This window comes from Promicromonospora sp. CA-289599 (genome assembly GCF_050936155.1).
Classification (GTDB): domain Bacteria; phylum Actinomycetota; class Actinomycetes; order Actinomycetales; family Cellulomonadaceae; genus Promicromonospora.
This window is the reverse complement of sequence record NZ_JBNJNI010000001.1, coordinates 1,449,017-1,469,173: the sequence shown is the minus strand read 5'-3', so window position 1 is coordinate 1,469,173 and position 20,157 is coordinate 1,449,017. Positions and strand designations below refer to the sequence as shown.

The window sequence follows — 20,157 nt, the reverse complement described above, 5'->3', positions numbered from 1 at the left end:
GGCGGTTACTGGGTGATGACCTGAGCCTCGCCCATCACGATGTTCGCCGTCGCCTCGAAGTCCAGCGGGATGCTGCCGGACTGGCCCATGCCCTCCCACTGCACCGTCCAGTAGGAAGTCGCGGTGACCTCGTACTTGCCCTGTCTCGTGTAGCGGTGCCCGCAGTCCGGCGATTCCTTGGTATCGAACCGGTCCTCGTACGGAGTGCCAGCGCCCACGCAGGTCACGGTGGTGCTGTCGCCCATGTCCCACACGACCTTGTCGACCTTCGCGGTAGCGGTCACCGACGCTGACCCCACCTCGATCCAGGACTTCCCGCACACCAAGAACGTTCCGCACTATGCCCTGATGGCCCGCAACGACCTCGTCGTCGGCCCGTGGCTGGCCGCCGACGCGGGCGAGCTCGGCCACGGCGCCTCACCCTTGGACGACCCAGGAGTCATCCGCTTGGAGACCGGGTTCGTCGAGGACCGGCGACCGGAGTCGGGCACCATCGAGGACACCAACACCACTGCGGACGACCCCTTCGAGTCGCACTCGTCCGTCTACACGAAGGGCTCGACCTCGTTCAACAACATCGTCGGCGTAATCACCGGCACCACGGTCGAGACCTACGCGCCGAATGTCACGCTGCCTGGCCCCCGGGCGGAATCCGTCAGCGGTATCGAGGCCGATAGCTATACGCCCCGTCGGCTCGACACCGCAGCCGAATCGGCGTTGGCTGCCCACATTGACGCTCAGGAGGAGTAGACCGTGCGACAGACGGCCCGAACAGAAAAGCGGAGAGCGCTGGCACTTGCCGGACTCATCGCACTGACCATGACCCTGGCCACGGCATGCAGCCCAGGAGCCGCAAGGAGTGACGTGACAGTCCAGCAGCTACAGGAACGCTCCGAAGAGATCGGGCAGTCGCTCACGGCCACGATCGACGGCGTGGACCGCTACCAGGACGACATTGCCGGCGGTGGTGAAAGGTGGGAGGACGCTGAGGTCAACGACGACGACCCTGACGGCTGGCGGTACTGGCAGTGGGACGCGGCAATCGTCCTCGCGCCCGACGCAGAACTAACGTCAGATCAGGCCGCTGACCGAATGATCGAGATCCTCGAAGACGACGGATGGACCGCTGATGAACCTCGTGGCGGCGTAGAGAAGGCGCAACTAGGGTTCCGGCGCTCGCACGACCTGGGCGAGGGCTGGTACGTCGAGCTCGCGTTCCGAGTCGCAGGGCCACCAGCGCCACAACTTCTCAGAATCAGCGTCGTCAGTCCCTCGACCAATCGGTCGTGAGGCGCCGCGCCTGTCGCGGTACGCCATCAGCCACCTCGCGATGGAGCGCACCTATGACCTGTGCTGCGCGAGCGGCTCGGCGTCGACCCGGCGCCGACGTCGCTGCACGGCGCGATGAGCTGGTAGCCGCTCGTTCGAGACAAGCTGTTGTCCGGAATGCCCTACCCTGGGCGGGTGATTCCACGGGGCGACGTCGCTATCGAGACGCTCGGGCTGCGCAAGGCGTACCGGACGGTGCGCGGGCGTGCCGTGGGCATCGAGGGGCTCGACCTGCGGGTGCCGGCCGGTGGCGTGCACGCGCTGCTCGGGCTCCCGGAGTCGGGCAAGACCACCACGCTCCGCCTGCTCACCGGCCTGGCCCGCGCGGATGCGGGCGCCATCAAGATCTTCGGCGTCCCCGTCCCGGACGGCCTGCCCGACCTCGCCGGGCGCATCGGCGCCGTCGTCGGCGAACCCGGGTTCCAGCCCCGGCTGAGCGGCCGCCGAAACCTGGCGCTGCTCGCAAGTGCGGCCGGCGCGCCGCGTGCCCGCGTCGACGAGGTGCTCACGGGTGTTCTCCTCGCGGACCGCGCCAAGGCCGCCTACGGCACCTACTCGGCCGAGGAGGAACGCCGCCTCGCGCTCGCGGCCGCCCTGCTGCGCGATCCCGACCTGCTCGTCGTTGACGACCCGAGCGCAGGGCTCGGAGCCGTCGGCACCCGCGAGATCCGCCAGGCGCTGCGTCGCCTCGCGGACCAGGGCAAGACCGTTCTCGTGGCCACGGGTGTCCTCACGGAGGCGCAGCAGATCGCGGACACGGTCACGGTGCTCGATGGCGGCCGCGTGCTCGCGCAGGGCAGCGTCGCCGAGCTCCTGGGCGACGCCAAGGTCAGCGTGCGGGTCCGTCTCGACGAGCTGGCGAAAGCGGCCACCGCGCTACGTGCCGCCGGGTTCGCGGTCCGGGACGACGGCGACGCGCTCCAGGTCGACGGCGTTGCCGAACCAGCCGACATCTCCCGGGCGCTCGCCAAGCAGAAGCTGTTCGCGAGCGAGCTGGTGCCGCAGCGCGAGGACCTAGCGGCCGTCGTCGGGCGGCTGAGTCCGGTCGCGCCGCCGATCCCGAAGCCCCTGAGCCGCGCCGAAGAACGGGCCGCACGGAAGGCGGCCGAGCAGCAGGCTGCGGACCGCAAGAAGGCCGCCGACCAGCGCAAGGCCGACAAGGAGGCGGCAGCGAGACAGGCGGCGATCGACGCGAAGGGCGAGGCGAAGGCTGACAAGGCCAGCACAGCCAAGGCGGCCCCCGCCAAGGTCACCGACACCGAGGTCTCGGCGGACGACGACGCGGCTTCGCAGCCGTCGAAGCGCGTGCAGCGGCGCGCGGCCTTCGACGACAAGGTCGCGGCGAAGCAGGCGGCTGCCGGGGCGCGGATCGCCGAGCGGCAGGAGGCGGCCGGCGCCAAGGCGGCTGCGAAAGAGGCTGAAGCGGTGGCCAAGGAGGCCGCGAGGCAGGCCAAGACTGACGACCGGGCGGCGCAGAAGCGGGCGGCCGCCGACGAGAAGGCAGCCAGGAAGCAGGCGGCGGCGGACGCGCGCGCCGCGCGTTCGGCGGCGCGGAAGGACGGCGCCCGGGCGCTCCTGGGCCGGCGCGCCTCGGAGACCACGGGCGGGCAGACAGAGCCGGCCACCGAGCAGGACAAGGAACCGGACCAGCAAGAAGACAAGAAAGAAGACCAGGACCCGGCACAGCAGGGGTCGGCTCAGGACAAGCCCAGGAAGCGCGCCGAGGAGAAACGATGACGGGGCTGTTGTGGGCCGAGCTGCGCCGGTTCGGCGTCCGCCCGGCGATCCGGTGGATCGCGGCCGTGATGCTGCTGCACGTGGCGCTCGCGGTGGTGCTGACGGCGTTCGAGGTGGACGCGACGACCCTCGCCGGGATGCTGGAGCAGGGCGAGATCTCGTTCTACGCGATGACGTCGGTGTTCCTGGCCTACGTGGCGGGCGTGCTGCTCGTGACGGGGGACGCGGCGTCGGGCGGTACGCGTGCCCTGCTGACCGTCGAACCGCGTCGGGGGCGTGTGTACTGGAGCAAGGTGGCGGCAGCGGCGCTGGCGGTCCTGCCGGGCGTGGCCGCGGCATACGCGCTGCTCGCAGCGGGTACGTACGTGGTGCAGGCTCACGTCGGAGCGCTCGGCGGGCCGCCGTCCGACCTGGCGCTCGCACTCACGTGGAGCGGCGTGCGAGTGCTCGCGCTCGCAGCCTGTGCGGCGGCCGGCGGTGCGGCGCTGGGTGTGCTGGTGCGACGCTGGTGGGTCGCCGTCCCGCTCGTCGTGGCGTGGTTCCTGGTCGAGGAGACGGTCCTGAGCACGGCGACCAGGGGGCGGGAGTGGTTCCCGGTCGCGAACGCGGACGCATGGGTCCGCGGCACTCCGGAGCTCCTGTCCGGGGACGGGCTGCTCGCCGTCCCGCTCGTGCACAGTGCGCTCCTGCTGCTGGGGGTCACGGCGGTGCTGACCGTTCTCGGCTGGGTGGCCTTCCGGCATCGGGACGTACCCTGACCGCCTTGCCGCTGCGCCGCTGAGGCGCGGGATCCTGCGGCTGGATACCCCTGTCGTCTCGGATCGTGGGACCATCGGCCCGCTGAGTGACATCGCCGCAGATTCGGCGTAACGTGCGTCACGTGCAGACGATCATTCTTGTAGTACTTCCTGAGCGCGCGGCCTAAGCCCAGCACAGGCATCGTCCGCGCGCTCACCCTGGCAGTCCTTGCTCCCCAAGGACCCGGGGTTTTTTTGTTGTCACGAACGCTCGCTTTCGCCCCAGGACGGGGCGCGACGGCAGGAGATCCGTATGACCGGCACACCGACACCCGCACAGATCGCTGCGCGCGCCGAGGCGCGTGACCAGGTGCGCACCGAGCTTCGGTCCCGCGTGGTTAGCGGCAAGGCCGAGCCCGAGGCCATTACGCCTCGCGTCGGTCCGGAGGAAGTCACGGGTGCGCAGTCCATCGTCCGCTCGCTCGAGGAGGTCGGTGTCGACACCGTCTTCGGCATCCCGGGTGGCGCGATCCTGCCTCTCTACGACCCGCTGATGGACTCCGCGAAGCTCCGCCACATCCTCGTGCGGCACGAGCAGGGCGGCGGCCACGCGGCCTCGGGCTACGCCCACGCGACCGGCCGGGTCGGGGTGACCATGGCGACGTCGGGCCCCGGCGCGACCAACCTGGTGACGCCGATCGCGGACGCGCACATGGACTCGATCCCGCTCGTCGCGATCACCGGCCAGGTCGCCTCCGCCGCGATCGGGACGGACGCGTTCCAGGAGGCCGACATCGTCGGCATCACGCTGCCGATCACCAAGCACAACTTCCTGGTCACCGACCCGGCCGACATCCCGCGCACGATCGCCGAGGCGTTCCACATCGCCTCGACGGGGCGGCCGGGACCGGTGCTCGTGGACATCTCGAAGTCGGCGATGCAGTCGCGCACCACGTTCTCGTGGCCGCAGGAGCTGCAGCTGCCCGGCTACCACCCGGTGACGAAGCCGCACTCGAAGCAGATCCGGGAGGCCGCGAAGCTGCTGACCAGCGCCAAGCGCCCCGTGCTGTACGTGGGTGGCGGCGTGATCCGGTCGGGGGCGGCGGACCTGCTGCGCCAGCTCGTGGACCTGTCCGGGGCGCCCGTCGTGACGACCCTGATGGCCCGCGGCGCGGTGCCGGACAGCCACCCGCAGCACCTCGGCATGCCCGGCATGCACGGCACGGTGCCGGCGGTGGCGGCGCTGCAGAAGGCCGACCTGGTCTTCGCGCTGGGCGCCCGGTTCGACGACCGCGTGACGGGCAAGCTCTCGAGCTTCGCCCCGCTCGCCGCGATCATCCACGCCGACATCGACCCCGCGGAGATCGGCAAGAACCGCGAGGCGGACGTCCCGATCGTCGGTGACCTCCGCGAGGTCATCGGCGACCTGCTGCCCGAGCTGGCCAGGGAGCACGAGGCACACGGCAAGCCCGACGTCGAGGGCTGGTGGCACCAGCTCGACGAGTGGCGCCGCACCTACCCCCGCGGCTACACCCAGCCGGAGGACGGCAACCTGTCCCCGCAGCACGTGATCCAGCGCCTCGGCGAGCTGACCGGGCCCGACGGGATCTACGTCGCGGGCGTGGGGCAGCACCAGATGTGGGCGGCCCAGTTCATCAGCTACGAGCGGCCCAACACCTGGATCAACTCCGGCGGGCTCGGCACGATGGGCTACTCCGTCCCCGCGGCGATGGGCGCGAAGGTCGGCCAGCCGGACCGGACGGTCTGGGCGATCGACGGCGACGGCTGCTTCCAGATGACCAACCAGGAGCTCGCTACCTGCACGATCAACGACATCCCGATCAAGGTCGCGGTGATCAACAACAGCTCGCTGGGCATGGTGCGGCAGTGGCAGACGCTCTTCTACGAGTCGCGCTACTCGAACACCGACCTGCACACCGGCCACGGCACCATGCGTGTGCCCGACTTCGTGAAGCTCGCCGACGCGTACGGCTGCGAGGGCATCCGCGTGGAGCACGCCTCCGACGTCGACGCCGCGATCAAGCGGGCCAACGAGATCGACGACCGGCCCGTCGTCGTGGACTTCACCGTCTCGCGCGACGCGATGGTGTGGCCCATGGTCGCCGCCGGCGTGAGCAACGACGACATCCAGTACGCACGCGGCATCTCGCCGGCGTGGGACCGAGAAGACTGAGCGAGGACTGAATCCCATGTCGAGGCACACCCTGTCCGTGCTCGTGGAGAACAAGCCCGGCGTGCTCACGCGCGTCGCCGGGCTGTTCGCCCGGCGCGCGTTCAACATCCACTCCCTGGCGGTGGGCCCCACGGAGCACGAGGAGATCTCGCGCATCACCGTGGTGGTCGACGTCGAGGAGCACCCCCTGGAACAGGTCACGAAGCAGCTCAACAAGCTGATCCACGTGATCAAGATCGTCGAGCTCGAACCCGAGTCGTCGGTGCACCGCGAGCTGCTGCTCGTCAAGGTGCGGGCCGACGCCGCCACCCGTACCGGGGTGCTCGAGGTCGTCGAGATGTTCCGGGCGCGCGTCGTCGACGTCGTGCCGGAGTCCGTGGTCATCGAGGCCACGGGACCCGCCGCGAAGCTCGACTCCCTCCTCGCGGCGCTGGAACCGTACGGCGTCCGTGAGATCGTCAAGTCCGGGACCCTGGCCATCGGCCGGGGCGCCCGCTCCATCACCGACCGCGCGTTCGAGCGCGCCGTCCGGTCTGCCTGACCTACCGACTTACTTTCCATCCCAGAAATCACATTGAGGAGCAAGAACCGTGGCTGAGCTGTTCTACGACGATGACGCCGACCTGTCGATCATCCAGCAGAAGAAGGTTGCCGTGATCGGCTACGGCAGCCAGGGCCACGCGCACGCCCTGAACCTGCGCGACTCCGGTGCGCAGGTGACCGTCGGCCTGCGCGAGGGCTCCGCGTCCCGCGAGAAGGCCGAGAACGAGGGCCTTGCTGTCGCGACGGTGCCGGACGCCGTCCGGGATGCCGACGTCGTCGTCATCCTCGCGCCCGACCAGGTGCAGCGGCACGTGTACGCCGAGGACATCGCGCCGAACCTGAAGGAGGGCGCGGCGCTCGTCTTCGGGCACGGCTTCAACATCCGTTACGGCTACATCAAGCCCGAGGCCGACCACGACGTGCTCATGGTCGCCCCCAAGGGCCCGGGCCACATCGTGCGCCGCGAGTTCGCCGACGGTCGCGGCGTGCCCGTGATCGTGGCGGTGGAGCAGGACGCCTCCGGCTCCGCCTGGGAGCTCGCGCTCTCGTACGCCAAGGGCATCGGCGGCCTGCGCGCCGGCGGTATCAAGACGACGTTCACCGAGGAGACCGAGACCGACCTGTTCGGTGAGCAGGCCGTGCTCTGCGGCGGCGCCTCGCAGCTGGTGCAGTACGGGTTCGAGACGCTGACCGAGGCCGGCTACCAGCCGGAGGTCGCGTACTTCGAGGTGCTGCACGAGCTCAAGCTGATCGTCGACCTCATGGTCGAGGGCGGCATCGCCAAGCAGCGCTGGTCCGTCTCCGACACGGCCGAGTACGGCGACTACGTCTCCGGCCCGCGGGTCATCGACCCGAGCGTCAAGGAGAACATGAAGGCCGTGCTGGCCGACATCCAGAACGGCGCCTTCGCGGAGCGGTTCATCGCCGACCAGGACGCCGGCGCCCCCGAGTTCAAGGAGCTGCGCGCCAAGGGCGAGCAGCACCCGATCGAGGCGACGGGCCGCGAGCTGCGCAAGATGTTCTCGTGGATCAAGCCGTCCGACTCCGACTACGTCGAGGGTTCCGCGGCCCGCTGATCCCGCCGCTGACGGCACAGCGCCCCCGGACTCCTCGCGGAGTCCGGGGGCGCTGCTCTGCTCGGCGGAGGCCGGGGTGGTCGGTAGTCCGTCAGGACTTCAGGGAGTCGACCCAGTCCGGGTTCTCCGCGAGCCAGGCCTCGACGCCGGCTGCCGGGTCGTCCGGGTTCTGGTTGACGACCTGGTCTTCCAGGGTGCCGTACTGCTCGTCGTCCAGCTTCGCGTTCGCCATCATCTCGGCGACCTCGGGGAACTCCTCGCTGAACCCGGTCGTCGCGAGCTCGTGGAGGCCCTCAGCCTCGCCGAGGGCGCCCTTCGGGTCCTCGAGGTCGCGGACCGGGAACGAGTTGTTCGCCCAGAAGGGACGCCACAGCGTGACGACGATGTCCTCCTCGGCGTCGACCGCCTCCTCCAGAGCGTTCAGCATGGCCGGCGTCGAGGACGTCTGGAGCTCCCAGCCGTCCTCCTCCAGGCCGTACTGCGGGATGACCTGCTCCTGGACGGCCTTCGTGAGGCCCGCGCCCGCCTCGATGCCGACGATCTTGCCGTCGTAGTCGGCAGACTTGCCGACGAGGTCCTCGATCGAGGTCAGGTCCGAGTCCTCCGGGACCGCCATGGTCAGCTTGGCGTCGTCGTAGTAGGCGCCGAGGTCCTCGATGTCGTCGCCGTACTTGTCCATGTAGGACTTGTGCGTGACCTCGGGCCATGCGGACGGGTACACGTCGATGTCGCCCTCGGCGAGCCCTGTGTACAGCGGCGCGGCATCGTTGATCTCCTCGATCTCCACCGTGTAGCCGTCCGCCTCGAGGATGTTCTTCCACAGGTAGGCGGTGCTCAGGCCGTCAGTCCACGAGGGGATGATGCCCATCGTGATGGTCTGGTCGCCGCCGTCCCCGCCGTCCCCGCCGTCGCCGCTCTGTTCGCCAGAGCCGCAGGCTGTGAGGCCGAGGGTCAGGGTGAGAGCCGCCGTAGCGGCTCCGATCCGCTTGCTGGTCGTGCCGATCATCTTCAAGCCTTCCGTTTCGTATATATGCATCGTCATGTATGTGATGAGTTGGGTAGGGAGATTCTTGGTTCGGGGAGAGGATCTGGTCAGGCCGGGCTGCCGGCCTGGGTGCGGGTGAACCGGCCACGCAGCTCGCGGAGCCTGCCGTGGCCCGGCCGGCGGGAGCCGATCGACGCCGTGAGCCGGTCCAGGAAGATCGCCAGGATCACCACGGAGATGCCGGCGTCGAACCCGAGCGCAAGGTTGAGCGTCGAGATGGCACCGACGACCTCGTTGCCCAGGCCGCCACCACCGACCAGGCCGGCGATGACGGCCATCGACAGCGCGAGCATGATCACCTGGTTGACGCCGGCCATCACGGTCGGCAGTGCCAGGGGCAGCTGGATGTCCTTGAGGATCTGTCGCGGGTTGGCGCCGAACGCCTGCCCGGCCTCGACCACCTCACCGTCGACCTGCCGGATGCCCAGCTCGGTGAGCCGGACCGCTGGAGGGAGCGCGAAGATCACCGTGGCGAACAGAGCCCCGGCCACCCCGATGCTGAACAGCATGAGCACCGGTAGCAGCCAGACCATGCCGGGCATGGTCTGCATGAAGTCCATGACGGGCTTGAGGATGCGGCTGACGACCGCTGAGCGCGCCGCCAGGATGCCCAGCGGGATCCCGACCAGCAGGGCGACCAAGGTGGCCACGACCACGAGGGCCAGGGTCTCCATGGCGGGCTCCCACATGTCCACGCCGATGATCACGACCATGCCCACCAGCGATCCCGCGGCGAGCTTCCAGTTGCGCAGGAGCCACGCGAGCAGCGCGAACACGACCGCGGTGAGTAGTGGGTCCGGGACCAGGAGCAGTCCGGCGATCCCGTCGATGGCGCCGGTGACGATGTCACCGACGACGTCGAAGAACGCGTCGAAGGTGTCCTTGAACCACTCGAACCCCGCCTCGAGCACGTCTCCGATCGGCAGCGGCGGCACGATCGTCAGGGGAGCGGTGCGCTCAACCATGGACGGCCTCCTTCGTCCGGTCGGCCGCGGGTTCCGCCACGGTTTCGGTCTCCGGCACGGTCTCCGCCTCCGCGTATGCGGCGAGCGCCGACAGCAGCGTGATGCGCGGGACGACTCCGCTGAGCCGGCCGGCGTCGTCGACCACCGCGATGGCGGGGGTCTCGGCGGCCGGGCCGAAGAGGTCGGCGAGCGACGTGTCGGGGGTGACGCGGGCGACGTCCGGCACGGGCTTCATGAGGCTCGTGATGTCCTTGTGGTCGAGGTGCCTGCCTACCTCGTCCTCGGTGACGTACCCCTTCAGGGTGCGGTCGCGCCCGGTGACGAACATCGCCGCCAGCTGATGCTCGCGCATCAGCTTGTGTGCGGCGCGCGGCCCCTGCTCGGACCCCAGGACCGCGGCCGGCGGTTCCATGACGGACGCCGCGGTGAGGACGCGGGTGCGGTCGACGTCGGCGACGAACTGGGCGACGTAGTCGTTGGCCGGGTCGGTGAGGATCTCCTCGGCCGTCCCGATCTGGACTATCCGCCCGTTGCGCATCATGGCGATCCGGTCGCCGATGCGCATCGCCTCGTTGAGGTCGTGGGTGATGAACAGGATCGTCTTGCCGAGCTTCTGCTGCAGCTCGATGAGCTGGTCCTGCATGTCGCGTCGGATCAGCGGGTCGAGGGCGCTGAACGCCTCGTCCATCAGCAGGATGTCGGTGTCGGCGGCGAGTGCCCGGGCCAGCCCGACACGCTGCTGCATGCCGCCGGACAGCTCGCTGGGGAGGTGGTCGTCCCACCCGGTGAGGCCGCACAGCTCCAGCGCCTCGTGGGCGCGTCTGCGCCGCTCTTCCTTGGCGACGCCCTGGGTCTCGAGCCCGTAGGCGGCGTTGTCGATGACCGAGCGGTGCGGGAACAGCGCGAAGTGCTGGAACACCATGCTGATCCGCTCGCGGCGCAGGCGCCGCAGGTGCTTGCCGGTGGCGGCGGTGATGTTCTCGCCGTAGAGCTCCACGTGGCCGGCTGTCGGGGGGTGGAGCCCGTTGATCATGCGGATCAGCGTCGACTTGCCGGACCCCGAGAGGCCCATGACGACGAAGATCTCGCCCTCTTCCACGGTGAACGACGCGTCGATGACCGCGGGCGTCAGGCCCGCACTCTTCAGCTCGTCGGTGTCGGCACCGGCCTCGAGGCGTCTGACGCCCTCGCGTCCTTTGCGGCCGAACACCTTGTACAGGTTGTGTGCCTCGATAGCTGGCACGGAGCCCCCTCTTCTTGGCAGGAAATTGTGGGCTGGGAAACAATCGTTAACATGTCGCTGGGGACGTGGGCCGCCGTTTACCAGATCATGGCCGGACTCGCACATGCAAACTGAGTAAGTGTTCGTTACCGGATCGTTCAGTTCTTGTCATGCCAGCGGCGCCCTCGTCCCGGAGGCAGCGGTTAGGGCAAGATGTCCCCGTGACTCACGACGTGAACCCCCAGGCAGCGGACGACAACGAGCCGACCGACGCCGAGCCGGGGGTCGAGGCGTTCGACCCCGCGACCTTCGACCCCGAGGCGGTTTCCGCGGAGGACTCCGCGCTCGCCGGGGAGGTCCTCGACTTCTGGGCCGCCACGCGTCAGTACGCGGGCCTGGCCAAGGCGAGCATCGTGGTGGGCCAGACCGTCGGCGAGACCGTGCCGCCGCAGGCCTGGTCGTTCGGCGACGAGCCCGAGCTCGCCGAGCAGCTGCTCGACGCGGTGCTCGCGGGGGAGAAGACGGCGACGTCGTCGGCCCTGTGGGACTACGACGACGAAGGCGCGCCGATGCCCGTCGCCGGTGAGCTGTCGATCCTGCTGGACGGCGAGAACCACCCGCGTGCCCTCATCCGCACGACGAGCGTCGAGACCACCACGTTCGAGGAGGTCGACGAGGACTTCGCTGCGGCGGAGGGCGAGGGCGACCGGACGCTGGAGTCGTGGCGCAAGGGGCACGAGGCCTACTTCCGCCGGAACCTCCCGGAGGGCCGGGAGTTCTCGCTGGACATGCCGGTCGTGTGCGAGCGGTTCGAGCTGCTCTACCCGCGGCTCTGATACCCGCGGCTCTGATACCCGCGGCTCTGATACCCGCGGCTCTGATACCAGCGGCTCGGGGGCAGTGTCAGTGACTCGTCCTACCGTGTGAGCACCGGCCCGGACCGACGGGCCGCCGTTCTCACGCGAGGTGATGGCAATGACGCTGCGCTGGTACTCGACCGTCGTCGAGTCGACCGACCACAAGAAGCTGGCTCACTGGTGGGGCGAGGCCCTTGGCTGGCAGGTCATCTTCGAGACGGACGAGGAGTCCGTGCTGGTGCCGCCGTGGGCGCTCGAGTTCTCCGAGAGGCTGGACTTCCACCAGGTGCCGCCGGGCATGGTGTTCGTGCCCGTGGAGCACGAGAAGGTAGGCAAGAACCGGCTGCACTGGGACTTCGCGCCGCACACGAGCGACGACCGGGACGCGGAGATCGCCCGGCTGGTCGAGCTGGGCGCGACGGTGACCGACGTCGGGCAGCCGGCCGACGCCACCTGGACCGTGCTGACGGACCCGGACGGCAACGAGTTCTGCGTGCTCTCGGCGCGAGACCAGTAGCGGCGGTCGATGAGTTCTGCTGCGCGCGGTCGTCGGTAGAGCATGAGCACACACCTCAAGGCCAAGAACCTCGGCGACCTCTACGAGCTGTCACCGCTCCAGTGGGCGCCCGTCGCCGCGGCGCTCGCGGACATCGGGGACCAGGCACCCGGTGGCCGAGGTCCGGACCGCCACTCGCACTGGCTCACGACGGTCAATGCCGACGGCAGTCCGCACACGACCGGCGTCGGGGCGTTCTGGGACGACGGCCGGTTCTACGTCGTGTCCGGCCGCGGCGCCCGCAAGGGGCGGAACATGGAGCGCGAGCCGCGGTGCACCATCGCCGTGGCGGCGGACGACTACGACGTCGTCGTCGAGGGGGTGGCCGAGCTGGTGACCGACGGCGCCACCGTCGCGCACATCGCCGAGGTGGCGGCCGCGGGCGGTTGGCCGGCGGAGGTGGACGAGTCCGGGACCGCGCTCACCGCTCCGTACAGCGCCCCGTCGGCGGGGCCGGCTCCGTGGCACGTCTACCGCGTGACCCCCACGAAGGCCAACGCCCTGTTGGTGCGTGACCCGGGTGGCGCGACGTCCTGGACGTTCGAGTGATGCGCCTGCAGAACCTGCTCGGCGGGTGTCCGACCGGGGCATCCGTTCGTCCATTCCGTGAGACCAGCGTCTCATTCGCCCGCTGGCGCGCGTAGGCTTCGGACATGGCACAGGTGGGTAGGACAGAGGGCATCGACCTCGCAGTGGTCGCAGGCGACGGCATCGGTACAGAGGTCGTGGAACAGGGCCTCGCGGTGCTCGAGGCGGCGCTCGCGCCGTCGGGCACCAAGCTCTCCACCACCGAGTTCGACCTCGGCGCGCGCCGCTGGCACACGACCGGCGAGACCCTCACCGACGAGGACCTCGAGAAGATCAAGAGCCACGACGCGATCCTGCTGGGCGCCATCGGCGACCCGTCGGTCCCGAGCGGCGTGCTCGAGCGCGGGCTGCTGCTCAAGCTGCGCTTCGCGCTCGACCACTACGTGAACCTGCGCCCGACCAAGCTCTACCAGGGCGTCACCAGCCCGCTGGCCGACCCGGGCGAGATCGACTTCGTGGTGGTCCGCGAGGGCACCGAGGGCCCGTACGTCGGCAACGGCGGCGCGCTGCGCGTCGGCACCCCGCACGAGATCGCCACCGAGGTCAGCGTCAACACGGCGTTCGGCGTCGAGCGCGTGGTCCGGGACGCGTTCGCCCGGGCGAACGCCCGCCCGCGCAAGCACCTCACGCTGGTGCACAAGCACAACGTGCTGGTGCACGCCGGCCACCTGTGGCGCCGCACGGTCGAGGCCGTGAACGCGGAGTTCCCCGACGTCACCACCGACTACGCGCACGTCGACGCCGCCACCATCTACCTGACGACCAACCCGAGCCGGTTCGACGTGATCGTCACGGACAACCTCTTCGGCGACATCCTCACCGACCAGGCCGCTGCGATCAGCGGCGGCATCGGGCTCGCGGCGTCGGCCAACATCAACCCCGACCGCACCGCGCCGTCCATGTTCGAGCCGGTGCACGGCTCGGCCCCGGACATCGCGGGCCAGGGCAAGGCCGACCCCACGGCGACGATCCTCTCGGTGTCCCTCTTGCTGGACCACCTCGGCTTCGCCGCGGAGTCCGCGCGGGTGCACGACGCCGTCGCGGCCGACCTCGCGGCCCGCGGCGACGCCGTACGCACGACCGACCAGGTAGGCCGCGACATCGCGGCCCGCGTGACCGGGTAAGCACGCTGCACGACGGCGGCGCCCGGGTCACGCAGACCGAACCGGGCGCCGCTTTCGTACGTCGAAGGCCGTCCGGGCAGGCGCCCGGCTCGGAATGCTCCTCCTGCCTTGCCGGGCGTGGAAGACTGACAACAGCATTCCGGTGAAAGGCATCGACATGACAACAACGACGGATCCCATCCTCCCGACGCGGCTCGAAGACCTGGTGGCACTCTTCGACGTGCGGCCCACCGACGTGCCGACGCCGGACGCCGAGCGCGCCGCGGCGCTCAGCGCGCCGAAGTTCGGGACAGTGTTCACGGACCACATGGCGCGGGTCTCCTGGACCAGCGCCGACGGCTGGAAGGACCGGCGGATCGAGAAGTACGGTCCGCTGCAGCTCGACCCGGCGACGGCGGTGCTGCACTACGCGCAGGAGATCTTCGAGGGTCTCAAGGCCTACAAGCACGCCGACGGCTCGGTCTGGACGTTCCGCCCGGACCAGAACGCCGCGCGGTTCGCACGCTCGGCGCACCGGCTGGCGCTGCCCGCGCTCAGCGTGGACGACTTCATCGGCTCCCTGGCGGCCCTGGTCCGCACGGACATCGACTGGGTGCCCGGCGGCGAGGACTCGTCGCTCTACCTGCGGCCCTTCATGTTCGCGTCGGAGGCGTTCCTCGGTGTGCGGCCCTCGCTCGAGGCCGAGTACCTGGTGATCGCGTCGCCCGTCGGCCCGTACTTCGCGGGCGGCGTCAAGCCCGTGTCGATCTACGTGTCCGAGCAGTACCACCGGGCGGGGCCGCCCGGAGGCACGGGTGACGCGAAGTTCGGCGGCAACTACGCGGCGAGCCTGCTGCCGCAGCGCGAGGCACAGAAGCAGGGCTTCGACCAGGTGTGCTTCCTCGACGCCGGGAGCAGCACGTACCTCGAAGAGCTCGGCGGCATGAACGTGTTCCTCGTGATGGACGACGGGACGGTCCACACGCCCGAGCTCGGCTCGATCCTCGAGGGGATCACCAGGGCCTCGGTCCTGCAGCTGGCGCGCGACCGCGGGTACCAGGTGGTGGAACGGCGCATCCCGCTCGCGGAGGTCGTGGCCGGGCTCGGGTCCGGGAAGGTCAAGGAGTTCTTCGCGTGCGGCACCGCCGCCGTCGTGACGCCGGTGGGGCGCCTCGCGGGGAGCTCGTTCGACCACGAGATCAACGGCGGTGAGCCCGGCGAGCTGACGATGGCGATCCGCCAGGAGCTCACCGACATCCAGTACGGCCGCGCCGAGGACCGGCACGGCTGGATGCGTCGCCTGGCCTGATCCGCCCGCCGGCCGCCTCTGGGGCTCAGCTCCAGAGGCGGCCTATCGCGTCGCGGGCAACGAGGAAGCCCACGATCCCCACCACCCACGCGGTGGTGCTCGCCGCGTTCTTCGTCAGCCAGCCGTCCAGCCGTCCGAGCGGCCGCTCCACGAGCCGTGACGCGAACACGCGCGCCGCCGTCAGCACGAGGGCCGGCGCGATCATGACCACGCAGTACCCCAGGATCCACAGGCCCGACACCGGCCAGCCCGGCCCCTGCGTCCCGATCAGGCCGAGTGCCGCGAGGTAGGGGAGCATCGTCGCGACCTCGACGAGCCCGGCCCCGATCGCGAGGGCCGCGAGCGCCCGTCCGCTGCCGGACTCGCTGCTGAGCACCCGTTCGCGCCAGCGGCTCAGCCGCCCGGCCCGGCCCGGCTCTGTGACCGGCGGCGCGGCCACCTGCCCGTCCGTCGCGCCGGCTGTCGCAGCGCCGTCTGCCGTGCTGCCCACCACCGGCGCCACCGGCGCCACCGGCTCTGCCGGCTTCTTGCCGCCGACCGGGTCGAGCTTGAAGCTCCACGCGAAGAGTGCGACGCCGAGCACGAGCTGCGCGATGAGGAACGGGCGGGTGTCGGACAGGGTGCTCAGCGTGTCGCTCAGGGCCCCGGCGCCGAGCAGGATCGCCAGCCCGACCAGTGCGTAGAACCCGGCGATCGACCCGAGGTAGAGGAGCATCCGTCCCACGCGCACCCGCCCGGGCGACATGAGGAGCCAGACGGGGATGAGCAGGGTCCCGAAGCTCGTCGAGTCGATGAGCGCGAGCACGGCCAGGGCACCGATCAGCGCGGCGCCCGTGAGCTCGGCGGAGAAGAAGTCCATGCGGCACAGCCTGGTGCAGCCACTGTGCGGGCGCATCGGCCGAAGCGCCGAGAAGGCGATACATCCTTCGGATGACACACGCCGCTCCGCCGCGTGCTGAGATGGTGGCATGTCCCGCACCGCCGACCTGCTCGCGCCGATCACCAGAGTGGTCATGGCCGAGGACCGGCGCGGGGACGCCATCACGGCGGTCGGGCTCCTGGCGATCGCGCTCGCGCTCGACGCGCTCGGCCTGGTCCGCACCTCGTGGAGCGGGCCGGCCGGGGTGTCGTCGTGGTGGTTCGTCGTCCCCACCGTCGTCGGCTGCGCCGCGCTGCTGTGGCGTCGGTTCCATCCGCTCGGGGCGCTCGGTGTCGTCACCGTCGCGTTCGGCGCGGACCTGGCGCTCGGCGGCAGCGTCGGCCTGCTCGTGGTGCTGTGGGAGGCGCTGTACGCGGTGCACATCCACGGCCGACCGGCGGCGCGCCGGGTCACGGCGATCGGCGTCGGCGTCATCTCGCTCGCCTCGATGATCGTGGTCGGCGAGGCGACCGGCGAGGCCAGGTTCGCGATCCTCGCCGGGCTCCAGGCGGTCACCCTCCTGGTCATGCCCATGTGGTGGGGCGCGAACATCCGGCAGGGCCGGGAGCTCACCGCGGCCGCGCACGAGCTGGCGCGGCTCGAGCGGGAGCGCGGCACCGCGCTCCTCAGCCTCTCGGAGGCCGCACGGCACGACGCCGTCCGCGCCGAGCGCACCTCGGTCGCCCGCGACCTGCACGACGTCGTCGCCTCGCACCTCTCCGCGATCACGATCACGTCGGGCGCGGCGCTCGCGGGGGCGCCGGAGCCCGAACGGGACCGGGCGGCGCTGCGCAGCATCCGCGCCGAGAGCCTCGCCTCGCTGCAGGACATGCAGGCCATGATCCGGGTGCTGTCCGCGGGTTCCACCGGGGCGACGGGCGGCGGTTCCGACCTGCTGGCGGCGCCGCGCGTCGCGCAGCTGCCGCCCGTGCTGGAGCAGGTGCGGCTCGCGGGAGTGGGCCTCACGGTGGCCGATCCCGGCGGTGTGCTGAGCGGCGACACGATCCTGCCGGCGGCGGCGGACCACGCGGTGTACCGCGTCGTGCGGGAGTCGCTGACGAACGTGCTCAAGCACGGGGGTGCCCGCGTGGAGGTGCGGGTCGCCGCGGCTGACACGCTGGAGCTCGAGGTGCGTGACGACGGCGTCCGTCCCGGCGGCGCCACCCGCGACCCGGCCGACGTCAGCGAGGGGACCGGTCTGGGACTGGTGTCGATGCGGGAACGGGTCGAGTCGCTGGGCGGATCGTTCGCCGCCGGGCCGGGGGAGGGCTCGTCCGGTGGCGGGCCCGACGGCGTAGGCTGGCGGGTCCGAGCGGTCCTGCCGCTGCCGGACGGAGCCGCGAACAACGCTGCGGCCGGACCGGCGGCCGAGCCTGCGCCGTCCGACCGGGCGATCCCAGGGCTCCACGCATGATCCGCGTCCTGCTCGCCGACGACCATGCGGCCATCCGCGCGGGCCTGCGCATGCTGCTCGCGACCGCCGGCGACATTGAGGTGATCGGCGAGGCCGGTGACGGTGCGGTCGCCGTGACGAACACGCGGGCGCTGCGGCCCGACGTCGTCCTCATGGACGTCCGGATGCCGGGGATCGACGGCGTGACCGCGACCCGCCAGATCGTCGAGGAGGGCCTGGCCGAGGTCCTCGTGCTCACGACGTTCGACCTGGACGAGTACGTGTTCGGCGCGCTGCGGGCCGGGGCAGCGGGCTTCCTCCTGAAGACCGCGGAGGCGACGGCGCTGGTCGACGCGGTACGGCACGTCGCGGCTGGTGACGGCGTCGTGGCACCGGAGGTGACCCGCCGGCTCATCGCGAAGCTGGCGGAACCGGACGGGAGCGGCGCGGGCGGCCGCGGCGGTCGCGTCCGGTCCCTGCCCGCGGACCTGACGCCGCGGGAACGCGACGTGCTGGCCGGTCTCGGGAGCGGCCTGTCGAACGCGGAGCTCGCCGCCGAGCTGGTGATCAGCGAGGCCACCGCGAAGACCCATGTGTCGCGGGTGCTCGCCAAGCTCGGCGTCACGTCCCGGGTCCAGGCGGCGATCGCAGCTCGTGACGCGGGTCTCGCATAAATCATCGAAGCGCTTGCGTCCAACTATTGACTTCACTCTGGGGCGCCCACAGCATGGGAGCGTTCCCACAGGGGTACATACGAGAAAGGCCTCGTTATGCAGAGAACTGCGCGCACCCTGGCCGGCATAGTCGCCGGCCTCGCACTGACCTTCGCTTCGGTCGCCCCGGCGGCTGGAGCCGCGACGACCACCGCCCCCGAGCCCGGCAGCGCAGCCGGCCAGACGCATGCCGCGGACAAGCACAAGTACAAGCACAAGCAGAAGTGCAAGCCCGTCTCCAAGCACAAGCACAAGCCCAAGTGCACCATCGCCGACATCGCCGCCGACATGCAGCCGGGCTGGAACCTGGGCAACACCTTCGACTCGACCGGCAGCGACGAGACGTCGTGGGGCAACCCGCGCGTCACCGAGGAGTTCCTGGACGAGATCCGTGCCCAGGGCTTCAAGAGCATCCGCATCCCCGTCACCTGGAGCCAGCATCAGGGCGGCGCTCCGGACCACACGATCGACCCGGCGTACCTCGACCGCGTCGAGGAGGTGGTGGACTGGGCGCTCGACGACGGCTTCCACGTGATGATCAACATCCATCACGACTCCTGGCAGTGGGTGAACACGATGCCCACGAACCACGACGCCGTGCTCGACCGCTACAGCGACACCTGGACCCAGGTCGCCGACCGGTTCCGCAACGCCAGCACCCGCCTGCAGTTCGAGAGCATCAACGAACCACAGTTCGCGAACAGCTCGGGCCAGACCGCCGAGCTCGAGCTGCTGGCCGAGCTCAACAGCGTGTTCCACGAGATCGTGCGCGACTCCGGTGGCCGGAACGCCGTCCGGCCACTGGTGCTGCCGACGCTGCACACGGGGTCCGACCCGGCCCTGCTCGACGCGCTGGCCGCGGAGATCGCCGCACTGGACGACCCGAACCTCATCGCCACCGTGCACAACTACGGGTTCTGGCCGTTCAGCGTGAACATCGCCGGGTACACCCGCTTCAACGCCGAGGTGCAGCAGAACCTGACCGACCAGTTCGACCTGGTGCACGCCGCGTTCACCGCCCGCGGTGTGCCCGTGGTCGTCGGGGAGTACGGGCTGCTCGGGTTCGACCGGCACACCGGGACCGTCCAGCAGGGCGAGAAGCTGAAGTTCTTCGAGTTCTTCGGTCACGCGGCCCGGCAGCGCGGCTTCACGACCATGCTGTGGGACAACGGCCAGCACTTCGACCGCACGGCGTACGGCTGGCGGGACCAGGCGCTGTTCGACCAGATCTCGTCGAGCTGGACGGAGCGGTCCGGGACGGCGTCGTCGGACCTGGTGTTCGTGCCCGCCTCGGGCGACGTCACCGCGCAGAGCCTGACGCTCAACCCGAACGGGACCACCTTCGACGCACTCCTGCACGACGGCGCGGAGCTGACGGAGGGGACCGACTACACGCTCACGGGCGATCAGCTCACGCTGTCCGCGGCGCTGCTGGAACAGCTCGCGGGGGACCGCACGCCGGGTCCGGCCGACGAGCTGGTGGTCCGGTACTCGAGCGGCGTGCCGTGGACGGTGCGGATCCTCAACCAGGAGACGCCGGTGCTCCAGGGCACGTCGGGGACTACCGAGTCGTTTGCGATCCCGACGTCGTTCACGGGTGACCAGCTCGCGACGATGGAGGCGACGTACGCCGACGGGACCAACGCTGGACCGCAGAACTGGACGTCGTACAAGGAGTTCGCCTACACGTTCTCGCCGAACTACGACGCCGGGACCATCTCCCTCACGCCGGAGTTCTTCGCCGAGGTCAACGACGGGACGGTCAACCTGACCTTCCACTTCTGGAGCGGCGACACGGTGACCTACACCCTGACGAAGAACGGATCGACAGTGGTGGGGGCGCCGTAGCGGTTTCTTCTCGTGCTCGTGTG

At 70.3% G+C, this 20,157-nt stretch carries 20 protein-coding genes; 15 read left to right on the top strand and 5 right to left on the bottom strand.

The annotated features are described in order from the left end of the window. Positions 1-5: 5 nt before the first annotated feature. Positions 6-245 (bottom strand): hypothetical protein, encoded by a 240-nt coding sequence (locus ACQEVI_RS06580; protein ID WP_432895890.1) that lies wholly within the window; start codon positions 243-245, stop codon positions 6-8. Here ACQEVI_RS06580 and ACQEVI_RS06575 point away from each other — a divergent pair. The 7 genes from ACQEVI_RS06575 (at position 244) to ilvC (ending at position 7,616) form a co-directional block, all read left to right on the top strand. After that, positions 244-750: a hypothetical protein gene (locus ACQEVI_RS06575; RefSeq protein ID WP_432895888.1), complete on the top strand. Its 507-nt coding sequence runs from the start codon at positions 244-246 to the stop codon at positions 748-750. The two genes, ACQEVI_RS06580 and ACQEVI_RS06575, sit on opposite strands and share 2 nt — an antisense overlap. Positions 751-864: 114 nt before the next feature. Further along, entirely contained in the window at positions 865-1,290 is a 426-nt protein-coding gene (locus ACQEVI_RS06570) for a hypothetical protein (protein ID WP_432895886.1), read from the top strand. A 174-nt stretch (positions 1,291-1,464) separates the two neighbouring features. Beyond that, positions 1,465-3,066 carry an ATP-binding cassette domain-containing protein gene (locus tag ACQEVI_RS06565; protein WP_432895884.1) on the top strand — a complete coding sequence of 534 codons (1,602 nt, stop codon included), beginning with the start codon at positions 1,465-1,467 and terminating at the stop codon, positions 3,064-3,066. Then, a complete protein-coding gene (locus ACQEVI_RS06560) occupies positions 3,063-3,824 on the top strand; it encodes a hypothetical protein (protein ID WP_432895882.1) in 762 nt (253 codons plus the stop codon). Before ACQEVI_RS06565 ends, ACQEVI_RS06560 begins: the two co-directional genes overlap by 4 nt. Before the next feature lie 292 nt (positions 3,825-4,116). Then, on the top strand, positions 4,117-5,997 hold the full coding sequence (locus ACQEVI_RS06555; protein ID WP_432895880.1) for an acetolactate synthase large subunit: 1,881 nt from the start codon (positions 4,117-4,119) through the stop codon (positions 5,995-5,997). Between the two features lie 16 nt (positions 5,998-6,013). Beyond that, positions 6,014-6,538: an acetolactate synthase small subunit gene (gene ilvN / locus ACQEVI_RS06550; RefSeq protein ID WP_116676587.1), complete on the top strand. Its 525-nt coding sequence runs from the start codon at positions 6,014-6,016 to the stop codon at positions 6,536-6,538. Between the two features lie 49 nt (positions 6,539-6,587). Further along, a complete protein-coding gene (gene ilvC, locus ACQEVI_RS06545) occupies positions 6,588-7,616 on the top strand; it encodes a ketol-acid reductoisomerase (RefSeq protein ID WP_419705775.1) in 1,029 nt (342 codons plus the stop codon). 91 nt (positions 7,617-7,707) lie between these two features. On the opposite strand, the gene ACQEVI_RS06540 is transcribed toward ilvC, so the two are convergent. The 3 genes from ACQEVI_RS06540 to ACQEVI_RS06530 all read right to left on the bottom strand — a co-directional run bounded on the left by ACQEVI_RS06540 (position 7,708) and on the right by ACQEVI_RS06530 (position 10,869). Next, positions 7,708-8,622, bottom strand: coding sequence for a glycine betaine ABC transporter substrate-binding protein (locus ACQEVI_RS06540; protein ID WP_432895877.1), 915 nt, complete (start codon positions 8,620-8,622; stop codon positions 7,708-7,710). 86 nt (positions 8,623-8,708) lie between these two features. After that, positions 8,709-9,626, bottom strand: coding sequence for an ABC transporter permease (locus ACQEVI_RS06535; protein WP_432895875.1), 918 nt, complete (start codon positions 9,624-9,626; stop codon positions 8,709-8,711). Then, positions 9,619-10,869, bottom strand: a complete 1,251-nt coding sequence (locus tag ACQEVI_RS06530) for a quaternary amine ABC transporter ATP-binding protein (RefSeq protein ID WP_432895873.1) — start codon at positions 10,867-10,869, stop codon at positions 9,619-9,621. The genes ACQEVI_RS06535 and ACQEVI_RS06530 overlap by 8 nt, the downstream gene beginning before the upstream one ends. 200 nt (positions 10,870-11,069) lie before the next feature. On the opposite strand from ACQEVI_RS06530, the gene ACQEVI_RS06525 reads away from it, so the two are divergent. The 5 genes from ACQEVI_RS06525 to ACQEVI_RS06505 all read left to right on the top strand — a co-directional run bounded on the left by ACQEVI_RS06525 (position 11,070) and on the right by ACQEVI_RS06505 (position 15,261). Next, a complete protein-coding gene (locus tag ACQEVI_RS06525) occupies positions 11,070-11,684 on the top strand; it encodes an ASCH domain-containing protein (RefSeq protein ID WP_432895871.1) in 615 nt (204 codons plus the stop codon). A gap of 139 nt (positions 11,685-11,823) precedes the next feature. Further along, positions 11,824-12,222 (top strand): VOC family protein, encoded by a 399-nt coding sequence (locus ACQEVI_RS06520; protein ID WP_432895869.1) that lies wholly within the window; start codon positions 11,824-11,826, stop codon positions 12,220-12,222. Positions 12,223-12,264: 42 nt separating this feature from the next. Beyond that, positions 12,265-12,810 (top strand): pyridoxamine 5'-phosphate oxidase family protein, encoded by a 546-nt coding sequence (locus tag ACQEVI_RS06515; RefSeq protein ID WP_432895867.1) that lies wholly within the window; start codon positions 12,265-12,267, stop codon positions 12,808-12,810. 104 nt (positions 12,811-12,914) lie between these two features. Next, the gene (locus tag ACQEVI_RS06510; protein ID WP_432895865.1) at positions 12,915-13,973 is read left to right on the top strand and encodes a 3-isopropylmalate dehydrogenase; all 1,059 of its coding nucleotides are present in this window, start codon (positions 12,915-12,917) and stop codon (positions 13,971-13,973) included. A 157-nt stretch (positions 13,974-14,130) separates the two neighbouring features. Next, a complete protein-coding gene (locus ACQEVI_RS06505; RefSeq protein WP_432895863.1) occupies positions 14,131-15,261 on the top strand; it encodes a branched-chain amino acid aminotransferase in 1,131 nt (376 codons plus the stop codon). A gap of 25 nt (positions 15,262-15,286) precedes the next feature. Here the strand turns inward: ACQEVI_RS06505 and ACQEVI_RS06500 are convergent, their stop codons facing one another. Next, positions 15,287-16,120: a GAP family protein gene (locus ACQEVI_RS06500; protein ID WP_432895862.1), complete on the bottom strand. Its 834-nt coding sequence runs from the start codon at positions 16,118-16,120 to the stop codon at positions 15,287-15,289. A gap of 109 nt (positions 16,121-16,229) precedes the next feature. Between ACQEVI_RS06500 and ACQEVI_RS06495 the strand changes: the two genes are divergently transcribed. The 3 genes from ACQEVI_RS06495 to ACQEVI_RS06485 all read left to right on the top strand — a co-directional run bounded on the left by ACQEVI_RS06495 (position 16,230) and on the right by ACQEVI_RS06485 (position 20,134). Beyond that, a complete protein-coding gene (locus ACQEVI_RS06495; RefSeq protein ID WP_432895860.1) occupies positions 16,230-17,594 on the top strand; it encodes a sensor histidine kinase in 1,365 nt (454 codons plus the stop codon). Beyond that, on the top strand, positions 17,591-18,247 hold the full coding sequence (locus ACQEVI_RS06490; RefSeq protein WP_432895857.1) for a response regulator: 657 nt from the start codon (positions 17,591-17,593) through the stop codon (positions 18,245-18,247). Before ACQEVI_RS06495 ends, ACQEVI_RS06490 begins: the two co-directional genes overlap by 4 nt. A 96-nt stretch (positions 18,248-18,343) precedes the next feature. Next, positions 18,344-20,134 carry a cellulase family glycosylhydrolase gene (locus tag ACQEVI_RS06485; protein WP_432895855.1) on the top strand — a complete coding sequence of 597 codons (1,791 nt, stop codon included), beginning with the start codon at positions 18,344-18,346 and terminating at the stop codon, positions 20,132-20,134. Positions 20,135-20,157: the final 23 nt, after the last annotated feature.

Excerpts from the sequence above, each read along its gene's own strand:
- ACQEVI_RS06575 (WP_432895888.1), top strand. The coding sequence starts at position 244 with ATGTCCCACACGACCTTGTCGACCTTCGCGGTAGCGGTCACCGACGCT.
- ACQEVI_RS06580 (WP_432895890.1), bottom strand. The coding sequence starts at position 245 with ATGGGCGACAGCACCACCGTGACCTGCGTGGGCGCTGGCACTCCGTAC.
- ACQEVI_RS06560 (WP_432895882.1), top strand. The coding sequence starts at position 3,063 with ATGACGGGGCTGTTGTGGGCCGAGCTGCGCCGGTTCGGCGTCCGCCCG.
- ACQEVI_RS06555 (WP_432895880.1), top strand. The coding sequence starts at position 4,117 with ATGACCGGCACACCGACACCCGCACAGATCGCTGCGCGCGCCGAGGCG.
- ilvN (WP_116676587.1), top strand. The coding sequence starts at position 6,014 with ATGTCGAGGCACACCCTGTCCGTGCTCGTGGAGAACAAGCCCGGCGTG.
- ACQEVI_RS06540 (WP_432895877.1), bottom strand. The coding sequence starts at position 8,622 with ATGATCGGCACGACCAGCAAGCGGATCGGAGCCGCTACGGCGGCTCTC.
- ACQEVI_RS06535 (WP_432895875.1), bottom strand. The coding sequence starts at position 9,626 with ATGGTTGAGCGCACCGCTCCCCTGACGATCGTGCCGCCGCTGCCGATC.
- ACQEVI_RS06520 (WP_432895869.1), top strand. The coding sequence starts at position 11,824 with ATGACGCTGCGCTGGTACTCGACCGTCGTCGAGTCGACCGACCACAAG.
- ACQEVI_RS06515 (WP_432895867.1), top strand. The coding sequence starts at position 12,265 with ATGAGCACACACCTCAAGGCCAAGAACCTCGGCGACCTCTACGAGCTG.
- ACQEVI_RS06510 (WP_432895865.1), top strand. The coding sequence starts at position 12,915 with ATGGCACAGGTGGGTAGGACAGAGGGCATCGACCTCGCAGTGGTCGCA.
- ACQEVI_RS06505 (WP_432895863.1), top strand. The coding sequence starts at position 14,131 with ATGACAACAACGACGGATCCCATCCTCCCGACGCGGCTCGAAGACCTG.
- ACQEVI_RS06500 (WP_432895862.1), bottom strand. The coding sequence starts at position 16,120 with ATGGACTTCTTCTCCGCCGAGCTCACGGGCGCCGCGCTGATCGGTGCC.
- ACQEVI_RS06495 (WP_432895860.1), top strand. The coding sequence starts at position 16,230 with ATGTCCCGCACCGCCGACCTGCTCGCGCCGATCACCAGAGTGGTCATG.
- ACQEVI_RS06490 (WP_432895857.1), top strand. The coding sequence starts at position 17,591 with ATGATCCGCGTCCTGCTCGCCGACGACCATGCGGCCATCCGCGCGGGC.
- ACQEVI_RS06485 (WP_432895855.1), top strand. The coding sequence starts at position 18,344 with ATGCAGAGAACTGCGCGCACCCTGGCCGGCATAGTCGCCGGCCTCGCA.